A 9,830-nucleotide genomic window follows, 5' to 3' on the forward strand; every position below is an offset into this window, starting at 1 on the left:
AAATCCCTACTGCAGCAGTCCCCTGACGATGCCGCTCGCCCTGGAGAAATCCATCTGGCCGGCGTATTTCTCCTTGAGCACGGCCATCACCTTGCCCATGTCCTTGACGCCGCTGGCGCCGGTCTCCGCGATGGCGGCGCGGATCGCCGTTTCGGTCTCGGCCTGGCCCAGTTGCGTCGGCAGGAAATCGCGGATGATGGCCATCTCGTCGCGCTCCTGCGCGGCAAGCTCCGGCCGCTTGCCGTCGTCGAAAGCCTTGGCCGACTCTTCGCGCTGCTTCACCATTTTGGCCAGTATCTGCAGGATCTCGTCGTCGCTGGCCGGCTCCTTGCCGGCGCCGCGATTGGCGATGTCGCGGTCGTGAATGGCCGCCTGGATCAGCCGCAAAGTCGGCAGCCGACGCTTGTCCTGCGCCTTCATCGCGCTCTTCAGGGATTCGGCAATTTTGCCGCGCATGACGCTTTCTCCTTCGAATGCGACGGACAATAGCCGTGCCGAATGCCCAAGGCAAATTCGAAGCGCCCGGCAAACCGCTGATATTGCTCGACGAAATAAATCGCGCCTGAGGGCGTCGCATCATTGACCGCTCTGGCGCGTTCCCCTATGTACTGGGCCTTGCATGAACTGAATTTTAGTTGCGCGCCGAGGCTGTGAAATCGCTGCTTCGCGCCTTTCGTTGCGCCGATTGAAGGGCGCAGCCTTTAGGAGTGCCGCCATGGCAACGATGACCGCCGCGTCGACCCCGCCCTGGGCCACCGAAAAGCCGACCGCCTTGCTGGTGCTGGCCGACGGCACCGTCATCGAGGGCCGCGGCCTTGGCGCCACCGGCTCCGCCGTCGCCGAGGTCTGCTTCAACACCGCGCTGACGGGCTATCAGGAAATTCTCACCGACCCGTCCTATGCCGGCCAGATCGTCACCTTCACCTTTCCTCATATCGGCAATATCGGCACCAATGACGAGGACATCGAGGATCTCAACCCGGTTGCCCGCGCCGGCGCCGTCGGCGCCGTGTTCAAGGCCGACGTCACCAATCCGTCCAGCTATCGCGCCGCTTCCGGTCTCGACCAATGGCTGGAGAAACGTGGCATCGTGGCGCTTTCGGGCATCGACACCCGGGCGCTGACCGCGCTGATCCGCGAAAAGGGCATGCCCAATGCCGTCATTGCGCACGCGCCCGACGGCATTTTCGACATCGACGATCTGAAGCGCCGCGCCGCTGCGTGGTCCGGCCTGATCGGGCTTGACCTAGCCAAGGACGTCACTTCCGGCCAATCCTCGGTCTGGCGCGAGACGCCCTGGGTCTGGGACCAGGGCTTTGGCGAACAGACCGATCCGTCCATGCATGTCGTCGCCATCGACTACGGCGTAAAGCGCAACATATTGCGCCTGCTTGCCGGCCTGGGCGCCAAGGTCACCGTGGTGCCGGCCAACACCGGCGCCGAGGAGATCCTCGCCATGCGGCCCGACGGCATCTTTCTCTCCAACGGTCCTGGCGACCCGGAAGCCACTGGCAACTATGCCGTTCCGGTCATCCGGGACCTGCTGAAGACCGACATCCCGGTCTTCGGCATCTGCCTCGGCCACCAGATGCTGGCGCTGGCGCTCGGCGGCAAGACCGCCAAAATGCATCAGGGCCATCACGGCGCCAATCATCCGGTCAAGGATCACACCACCGGCAAGGTCGAGATCGTCTCGATGAATCACGGCTTTGCCGTCGACGCCGACTCGTTGCCCACGGGCGTCGAGGAAACCCATGTCTCGCTGTTCGACGGCTCGAACTGCGGCATCACGCTGACCGGCCGGCCGGTGTTCTCGGTCCAGCACCATCCCGAAGCCTCGCCGGGCCCGCAGGATTCGCACTATTTGTTCCGCCGCTTCGTCAATCTCATCCGCGAAAAGCGCGGTGAGCCGGCGCTGGCGGAGCGAGCCTGATTCAGGTTCGCACCGTCGCAGTCGTGACGTCTTTCACCGCGGCCGGTCTTTCGACCCTGAGCACGAATGCGATCAGCGACAGAGCGAGAAAGAGACCGCCGAGCACAAAGGGCGCGCCGCCGAACGTCACGGGCGCGCTCGTCCCGGTGAACCAGGCGAAGATTCCCGTATAAAGCAACGGCGTTATGATGCTGGTGATCGAAAACACGCTTGTCATCGCGCCTTGCAATTCGCCTTGCGCGGAGGGCGGCACCTTGGCCGCTGCCAGGCTCCGCAGTGGCGGGTCGGCCAGCGCCTCGAGGCAAGTCGCCACGATCACCGCGTAGATCATCCAGCCCTTCCATGCCGCGGCATAGCCGAAGGCGGCGAGCGCGGTAAAAGCAAGACCGATGGCGGCGGTCCGCCATTCGCCGAGCCGTGGGATGACGCGCGGCAGGACAAAACCCATCACCAATGCCCCGCCGAGGCCGAAGACGCCGAGTGAGAAGCCGATCTGCTGCTCGCTCCAGCCGTAGCGGTAACTGCCGACGAACGACCACACGGCAGGGTACATCATGTGACCGAGCGTCATCAGGAAGAACACCAGCCCGATCCAGCCGATCCCCTTGTAATTGCGCATCTGCTTCAGCGCGCCGAGAGGATTGGCGCGGCGCCATTCGAAGCGGCGCCGGTGATGCTGCTCCAGCGTTTCCGGCAGGAAGAACCAGCCGACGATGAAGTTTACCAGAGCAAGCACCGCCGCGCCCCAGAACGGCACGCGCGGCCCGAATTGGCCAAGCAACCCCCCCAGCACCGGGCCGATGACGAAACCGACGCCGAAGGCGATGCCAAGCAGGCCGAAATTCTTCGCCCTGTTCTCGTCGGTGCTGACATCGGCGATGAAGGCGGAGGCGGTCGAATAGCTGGCGCCGCTGATGCCGGCCAGCACCCGGCCGATGAACAGGACCCAATAGGACCAGGCCACCGCGCAGACCAGATTGTCGATGGCGAAGGTCAGCACCGAGGCCAGCAGGATCGGACGACGCCCGAAGCGGTCGCTGAGATTGCCGACCAGCGGCGCGAACAGGAACTGCATGGCCGCATAGACGAAGAACAGCCAGCCGCCTTCGATCGCCGCTTCGCTGACCCCGACGCCGGTCAGCTCCTGCAGGTAGGCCGGCAGCACCGGCATGATGATGCCGATGCCGGTGATGTCGAGCAGCAGCGTGGTGAAAACAAGCGCAAGGCCCCGCTTGGCGGTTTTCGCTTCGATCATGACGGTATCGACTCCTGGAGCCGCCTCGCAGCAAAGGCGGAAGGGGCCATTTATAGGCGAGTCAGCCACACAGAACAATAAGGGAACGCGTCAGGAAATTTGATCCTGACATCAACTGTCGACATGAATGCGGCTGCATCGCCGCCGCTTTCAACGCCATTCAACGAGAGCCCAAACACCTCAGATCGGGGTGTTGAACGTATCGCAGTCCGAGAGCTTGCCGCTCTCGTAGCCACGCGCCAGCCAGGTCTGCCGCTGCTGCGAGGTGCCATGGTTGAAGCTTTCCGGCACGACATAGCCCTGCATCTTCTTCTGCATCGTGTCGTCGCCGATCTGCTGGGCGGCGTTCAGCGCCTCGTCCATGTCGCCCTGTTCCAGAATGCCTTTCTGCCCGGTGAAATGCGCCCAGACGCCGGCGAAGCAGTCCGCCTGGAGCTCGACTTGCACCGACATGTGGTTGGCCTCGGCCTCGCCCATCTGCTGCCGCATCTGGTTGAACTTGGGCAGAATGCCGGTCAGGTTCTGGACATGATGGCCGACCTCATGCGCGATCACATAGGCCTGGGCAAAATCGCCCGAAGCGCCGAATTGCTGGTCGAGCTGCTGGAAAAAGGTGGTGTCGAGATAGACCTTGCGGTCGCCGGGACAGTAGAACGGTCCGGCCGCGGAAGAGGCAAAGCCGCAGGCCGAGCGGATCTGGCCGCTGAACAGCACCAGCTTCGGATCCTCGTAGGTCAGGCCGTTGGCCTGGAAAATGCCGCTCCAGGTGTCCTCGGTCTCGGCCAATAGCGTCGAGACGAACTGCTTCATCTCGTCGGAGGCCGGCGCACCGGTGCCCTCCCCGCTGTTGTCGGTGATCTGACCGCCGCCGCCCGGCGCCAAGCCGCCACCGCCGCCGGCCAGGATCTGCAGAGGGTCGATGCCAATGGCCTTCAGGCCGAAATACAGAACCACGAGAATGATGATGGTCGACAGCGACATTCCGCCGCCGGAACGGCCGCCGATCGGGATGCGGAGACGGCCAGGGCCGCCGCGCGGCAGGTTGAACCCGCCGCCCTGGCCGCGTTGGTCCTCCACGTTGTCACTCTGACGACGACCCTTCCAGAGCATGGCAACTCTCCGCGACGCGCGTATCGGTACCCTGCCGATCTCATGGCCCGATCCGACCCAACAAACAATTATCCCAATGGTTGCGCCAAGTCACAGTATTTTTCGCATGAAGGCCGCCGGCTCTGGGGTCAGTCCATGAATGACACCCACGGCTGAGAGCCCTGCCGGCGCTTTTTTTGGTCTTGGACTTGGCGGTTGCGCTCAGATCTTCTGCTTGGTACCCGCGCTCTTGCCGTCCGAGCTTTTCGAACGCTCGTCGAAGCGGGCCGCGCCCTTCTTGAGCGGGCGTCCAGTATCCGTTTCGGTCTTGCGTTCGTCCTTCGCCGCAGCCTGCTTCAATCCCTGGGCCGCTTGCTTGCCCTTCGCTGTCGGTGCCTGTTCAACGCCCATAGTATCCTCCTCGGTCTCGCGCCAATTGCTGGCACGATCTCAAACGCAGCGGCAACGCGGCGGTTCCAGCAGGCCCGTCGGCCATGGCGGTAGACTTGGCGTGTCGCCATCATTCCTGCGGAACGCTTCAAGCGTCTTGGCGCCGCCGAGGCGAGGCGTCCCGTGCTTGCCGCTCGACATGCGCCGGAGCCCAGAAATTTTCCGGCCCTGTCGGACAGGCTTCCGCTCGCACGTCCTTTGGCCGAATTCCGGCCGCAACGGCTCGGATGATGAAAAGGGAGAATCCAATGAGGAAGATCACCACTGCGACATTCGTCAGCCTCGACGGCGTCATGCAGGCGCCCGGTGGGCCGGAAGAAGACCCGGTCGGCGACTTCGAATTCGGCGGCTGGACGTTCCACTACTGGGACGACATCGGGGGCGCCTTTATTGGTGAGACCTTCGCAAAACCCTTCGCGCTGCTCCTCGGCCGCAAGACCTACGACATCTTCGCCGCGCATTGGCGCTACCAGGAGAACAGTCAGATCGCCGACCGTTTCAACGCCGTCACCAAATATGTGGCCACTCACCGGCCCGATACGCTGTCGTGGCAAAACAGCCAATCGCTTGGCGATGACGTCGTGGCCGCGCTGCGCCAGCTAAAGCAGGAGGACGGCCCCGACCTGCTCATCCAGGGTTCGAGCGAGCTGATCCAGACCTTGCTCGCCAACGACCTGATCGACGAGATCAGCCTGCTGATCTTCCCACTGGTGCTGGGCAAGGGCAAGCGGCTGTTTGGCAGCGGCGCAATCCCGGCGGCTTTCAAGCTGAACCGCTCACAAGCATCGACCACCGGGGTCATCATAGCGAGCTATGAACGCGCCGGTGAGATCACGACTGGATCCTTCGCCCAGCAACAGCCGTCCGAAGCCGAGATCGAGAGGCGCCGGACCTGGAAGTAGAGTTGGGTTACCGGACCTGGGTTCCTTGCTCCGCTAGATGTGAGTGGGGGAGAGGAACCCCAAGTCTTGCCCGGCAGCGCGATGAGGACAGCGCCACGCTTCTGCGATCCTCCCTTTACTCCGCCGGCACGGCCACCGCCCGGGCGGCCCGGTGGCCGGCCAGCATGACGCCAAGACCCAGGATCGGGAACACCGCTGCGACCAGGCCGAGATCAGCCGGCGCGCCATAGCGCAGCACCGCGCCGCCGACAACGGCGCCGAGCGCCACGCCGAGATAGAGCGCCGACCCATTGAGCGACAGCACGATGGGCGCTGCGTCGGGCGCCAGCCTGATGATGCGGCTGGCCTGCGCCGGAGGGAAGGCCCAGCCGACGATGCCCCACGGCACCATCATGGCCATCAGCGCCGGCCCGGCGATGCTGTGCGGCAGGAATGCCGGGATGACCGAAAGCATCACCAGCATGACCGCACTCAGCGCCAGCGACCAGCTGACGGTGCGCGTCGCGCCGAAGCGGTCGGCGGCCTGCCCGCCGGCGATGTTGCCGATGACGGCGCCAACGCCGAAGGCAAGCAGCATGCCGGGCAGCGCGATCGGGCTCAAGCCGCCGCCTTCGATGGCTAGCGGCGCGACAAATGCAAAGACCGTGAAGGCGCCGGTGAGCGCCAGCAGCGTGGTCAGCAGGATCGATGGCACGCCGGGGCGAAGCGTTGCGGCCAGCCGCTGCCTGAGCGGCAGCTTGGTGCCGACAATGCCGCGCGGCAGCCGGTACCACAGGATTGCGCCGGCCAGCGCGCCGAGCCCGGCGATGGCAAAGAACGTGCCGCGCCAGCCGGCAACGGTCGCGACAAGCGCGCCGAGCGGCGCGCCGATTGCCACCGCCACCGTGGTGCCGCCGACGACGACGGCAATGGCGCGGGCACGGTGATGATCGTCGACAAGCGCTACGGCTGTCCCTTGCGCCGTCGCCGCAAACAGGCCGGACGACAGCGCCATGACGATGCGCGCGATCAGCAGCAGTTCGAAGGAGGAACTCAGCGCCGCCGCCAGATTGCCCAGCACGAAGAACACCAGCGTCCACAAGATGACGCGCCGCCGGTCCCATTCGCCGGTGAGCGTCGCCAGGATCGGCGTGCCGAGCGCATAGGCGAGCGCGAAGGCGGTAATCAGCGTGCCGGCGAGTGGAACCGAGATGCCGGCATCTCCCGCGATGTCGGGCAGCAGGCTGGAGATGACGAAGCCTTCGGTCGCGATCGTGAATGATCCGAGCGCAAGCCAGAAGAGGCGCTTGTCCATGGTGAAATCCTTAGTTCAAAAGTTATTGAACAATTGTACATAGTGGCGCATAATGTCAATGAGGCCACCCGAGAATAGCCGAACCCTGCTGACAGCTCTATGTCAGGACAAGGGGGTTGGAGATAGAAACTGCGGGCATCCACCAAAGGAGATGCGTTGAAATCGGCCCTGATTACGCTTAGTTCTCCGGCATGACGCTGCCCCACCCCACCGCCGACCAGATCAGCTTGTCGAACGTGCTTGCTGTGCTCGGCGATCCCACCCGGCTGGCCATCGTGCGCTATCTCGCCAGCAAGGAAGGCGTGCCGCTGAATTGCAGCCAGTTCCTCGATCTCGGCTCAAAAACCAATCTCAGTTACCACCTGGCCAAATTGCGCGAGGCCGGCGTCACCCGTACCGAGGTCGTCGGCACCAGCCGGCTGATCACGCTGCGCCGCGACGATCTCAATGCCCGCTTTCCGGGCCTGCTCGATAGCGTCGTTGCCGCTGCCGTCGACGACCCAGCTCTGCCCGCGGTCGGCGCCTCCGAGATCGAAGTCCGCGCCTAAGGCCATAACTCGCCCCCGTGTAACAGGCAGGGCAACCGCGTTTGATTCTTGCGAAGGTGGACCCCCACCCTAACCCTCCCCACAAGGGGGAGGGAACGCTGCCGCGCGCCTTTAACTTCCCCTTTGGTGCCGAAAGGCAAGCAATTTGCCGAGGTCAGCGCCAACGGAAGTCTCCCTCCCCCTTGTGGGGAGGGGTTAGGGGTGGGGGTACATCGTAGAGCGAAAGCCTCGGCTTTCCAGCTGCGGTAGCCCTGGTGTAACAGGGGAGAGGAACCAAAATCCTGCCAAGTCCGCCCTTCCCGACCACTCATTCGTCGACCCTACGGAGATTCCCATGCGCATTGCCGTTCTCGCCGATATCCACGGCAACGTCCTCGCCCTGGACGCCGTGCTCGACGATCTGCGGCAGCGCGGCGGCGCCGATCTTGTGGTCAATCTCGGTGATTGCGTCTCCGGCCCGCTCTGGCCGCGCGAAACCATGGAGCGGCTTGAAGCGCTCGCCCTGCCGACGGTGCGCGGCAACCACGACCGCCGCGTCGCCCGCGACACCGCCGATGAAGCCATGTGACCATCCGATCGCCATGCGCAGGAACGGCTGACGTCGGCCCAGCGCGAGGCACTGTTGGCCTTGCCGCTGACGCTGGAGATCGCCCCAGCCGTGACCGCCTTTCATGCGCGACCCGACCATGACGAAAAGTACCTGACCGATACGATGGTCGACGGCCGGCTGGTGCGCGCGCCGCTGGTCGCCATCAAGCGGCGGCTGGCCGCGCTCGATCCCGCTTGCCGCATCGTGCTGTGTGGCCACAGCCACCGCAGCGAACTGATCCGTATCCCCGACGGCCCGGTGGTCTTCAATCCGGGCAGCATCGGCTGCCCCGCTTATGGCGACGACACGCCACCGGCGCATGTCTCCGAGCAAGGCTCTCCGCATGCACGCTACGGTATCGTCGAATTGGGTGGGCCGGGCCGCTCCGACCGCTTCGAAGCCATCGCCGTCGACTATGACCATGAGGCGGCAGCGCGGCAGGCCGAACAGGCGGGACGGCCGGAATGGGCCTACGCGCTGCGCACCGGATTTATGTCCGGCTGAACGCAACGCGTTCATGTCCGGCTGAACGCAAGAGCTCATCCTCAGGCTGAGCGCGGAACGCGTTCATGCCGCACGCTGAGCTTGCGCATGCCGCGGACCGAACACCATTCCCCAGCCGCATTTTCCGGCTTACATAGCGCCATGTCGTCGCTTATAAATTCGTCCTGGAATGCGGTGGCGATTCGGTGCCTGGCCGCGCCTTCGGAAATGCTTCTATCGCCCACGGCCAAAATGATGAGGCGCACAGTTACGCTCCGAACGACGCTGCTGATTGCCGCCCCTCTCCTGCTGACGCCGCTGCTGCCGGCCAGGGCCGAGGAAGCGCCGTTCGTCTCCATCGTGACCGACCTCGCTCCGGGCGATCTCCTGAACGTCCGCGCCACGGCATCGGCGATGGGCAAGATCAAGGCTCGGCTGCCGAATGGCACGAGCGTCAACAATCTCGGCTGCAACGACGTCAATGGCTATCGTTGGTGCAAGGTCGCAGAAATTGACAATCCGCAACTGGCGGGATGGGCTCCCGCGCGCTACCTGAACCCCGAGAATCCGGCGGCCGTTACGGACATCGAAACGACCGGCGAAAACATGACCGGTGCAGCCGGCGACTCGAACCCGGCAACTGCAGATCAGCCACCGCCGGACCTGACGGCGCGCCTGGATGCGACCGGTCGCGAACCCACGATGACTACCGTTGAGGCAATCGGCAGGGCGGCCATCGAGGATGCTTACCGCCTGGCGCTTGCTGCCAGTGAAAATCCTTCGGCCGGCGAGACGCAGGCGCCCGCGGCAGCGGACAAGCCCACCCGCAATCGCGCCGCCAATGCGGCGCCTCCGGCCAACGCGCAAACCGTTGCGCGGCTGCAGCCGCCAGGAAGGCCCGCGCCGGCCCTGGGCGTCCGCAATGAGATTCCTTGCGCGCGCCATGTCGGCCAGCCGATGACCAGCTGCAAGGCAGGCGTTGTCCACACGGGCGACAAAGCCGAGGTCACCGTGACCTGGCCCGATGGCGGCACCCGCGTCATCAGCTTCCAGGCCGGTCGGCCCGCCGGCTCGAACGCATCAGGCGAGTTCCGCTACACCCGCGAGGGCAGCCTGAACATCATCCGTGTCGGCGTTTCCGAGCGCTTCGAGATCACGGATCAGTGGGCTGGGTTAGGGAATAAGGCAATAGGGCAGTAGGGCAATATGTTAAAGGGCGCTCGAACCACTGCCCTACTGCCCTACTGCCCTACTGCCCTACTGCCCTACTGCCCTACTGCCCCACTG

General features: G+C 64.5%; 10 protein-coding genes and 1 pseudogene. 5 read left to right on the forward strand and 6 right to left on the reverse strand.

Annotated features, from left to right (window positions below; genetic code table 11):
- Window positions 1–6: 6 nt before the first annotated feature.
- On the reverse strand, window positions 7–456 hold the full coding sequence (locus NMG80_RS28500) for a GatB/YqeY domain-containing protein (protein WP_254021188.1): 450 nt from the start codon (window positions 454–456) through the stop codon (window positions 7–9).
- 259 nt (window positions 457–715) lie between these two features.
- On the opposite strand from NMG80_RS28500, the gene carA reads away from it, so the two are divergent.
- Entirely contained in the window at window positions 716–1,933 is a 1,218-nt protein-coding gene (gene carA, locus NMG80_RS28505; protein WP_254021189.1) for a glutamine-hydrolyzing carbamoyl-phosphate synthase small subunit, read from the forward strand.
- Window position 1,934: 1 nt separating this feature from the next.
- On the opposite strand, the gene NMG80_RS28510 is transcribed toward carA, so the two are convergent.
- From NMG80_RS28510 to NMG80_RS28520, 3 genes are all read right to left on the reverse strand, one after another.
- Window positions 1,935–3,188 carry a TCR/Tet family MFS transporter gene (locus NMG80_RS28510; protein ID WP_254021190.1) on the reverse strand — a complete coding sequence of 418 codons (1,254 nt, stop codon included), beginning with the start codon at window positions 3,186–3,188 and terminating at the stop codon, window positions 1,935–1,937.
- Between the two features lie 180 nt (window positions 3,189–3,368).
- On the reverse strand, window positions 3,369–4,298 hold the full coding sequence (gene ypfJ, locus NMG80_RS28515; RefSeq protein ID WP_254021191.1) for a KPN_02809 family neutral zinc metallopeptidase: 930 nt from the start codon (window positions 4,296–4,298) through the stop codon (window positions 3,369–3,371).
- A gap of 201 nt (window positions 4,299–4,499) precedes the next feature.
- Window positions 4,500–4,688, reverse strand: a complete 189-nt coding sequence (locus NMG80_RS28520; protein WP_254021192.1) for a hypothetical protein — start codon at window positions 4,686–4,688, stop codon at window positions 4,500–4,502.
- A 287-nt stretch (window positions 4,689–4,975) separates the two neighbouring features.
- Between NMG80_RS28520 and NMG80_RS28525 the strand changes: the two genes are divergently transcribed.
- Window positions 4,976–5,629, forward strand: a complete 654-nt coding sequence (locus NMG80_RS28525) for a dihydrofolate reductase family protein (RefSeq protein WP_254021193.1) — start codon at window positions 4,976–4,978, stop codon at window positions 5,627–5,629.
- Between the two features lie 115 nt (window positions 5,630–5,744).
- Here the strand turns inward: NMG80_RS28525 and NMG80_RS28530 are convergent, their stop codons facing one another.
- Entirely contained in the window at window positions 5,745–6,923 is a 1,179-nt protein-coding gene (locus tag NMG80_RS28530; protein WP_254021194.1) for an MFS transporter, read from the reverse strand.
- Window positions 6,924–7,114: 191 nt separating this feature from the next.
- Here NMG80_RS28530 and NMG80_RS28535 point away from each other — a divergent pair, with 191 nt between their 5' ends.
- The gene (locus NMG80_RS28535) at window positions 7,115–7,471 is read left to right on the forward strand and encodes an ArsR/SmtB family transcription factor (protein WP_254021195.1); all 357 of its coding nucleotides are present in this window, start codon (window positions 7,115–7,117) and stop codon (window positions 7,469–7,471) included.
- 334 nt (window positions 7,472–7,805) lie between these two features.
- Window positions 7,806–8,564, forward strand: a pseudogene (locus NMG80_RS37475) (metallophosphoesterase family protein).
- A 41-nt stretch (window positions 8,565–8,605) separates the two neighbouring features.
- On the opposite strand, the gene NMG80_RS28550 reads toward NMG80_RS37475, so the two are convergent.
- Window positions 8,606–8,902, reverse strand: coding sequence for a hypothetical protein (locus NMG80_RS28550; RefSeq protein WP_254021310.1), 297 nt, complete (start codon window positions 8,900–8,902; stop codon window positions 8,606–8,608).
- A gap of 55 nt (window positions 8,903–8,957) precedes the next feature.
- On the opposite strand from NMG80_RS28550, the gene NMG80_RS28555 reads away from it, so the two are divergent.
- Window positions 8,958–9,743, forward strand: a complete 786-nt coding sequence (locus NMG80_RS28555; protein WP_367186020.1) for an SH3 domain-containing protein — start codon at window positions 8,958–8,960, stop codon at window positions 9,741–9,743.
- Window positions 9,744–9,830: the final 87 nt, after the last annotated feature.

This window comes from Mesorhizobium escarrei (assembly GCF_935825525.1).
Lineage (GTDB): Bacteria > Pseudomonadota > Alphaproteobacteria > Rhizobiales > Rhizobiaceae > Mesorhizobium > Mesorhizobium escarrei.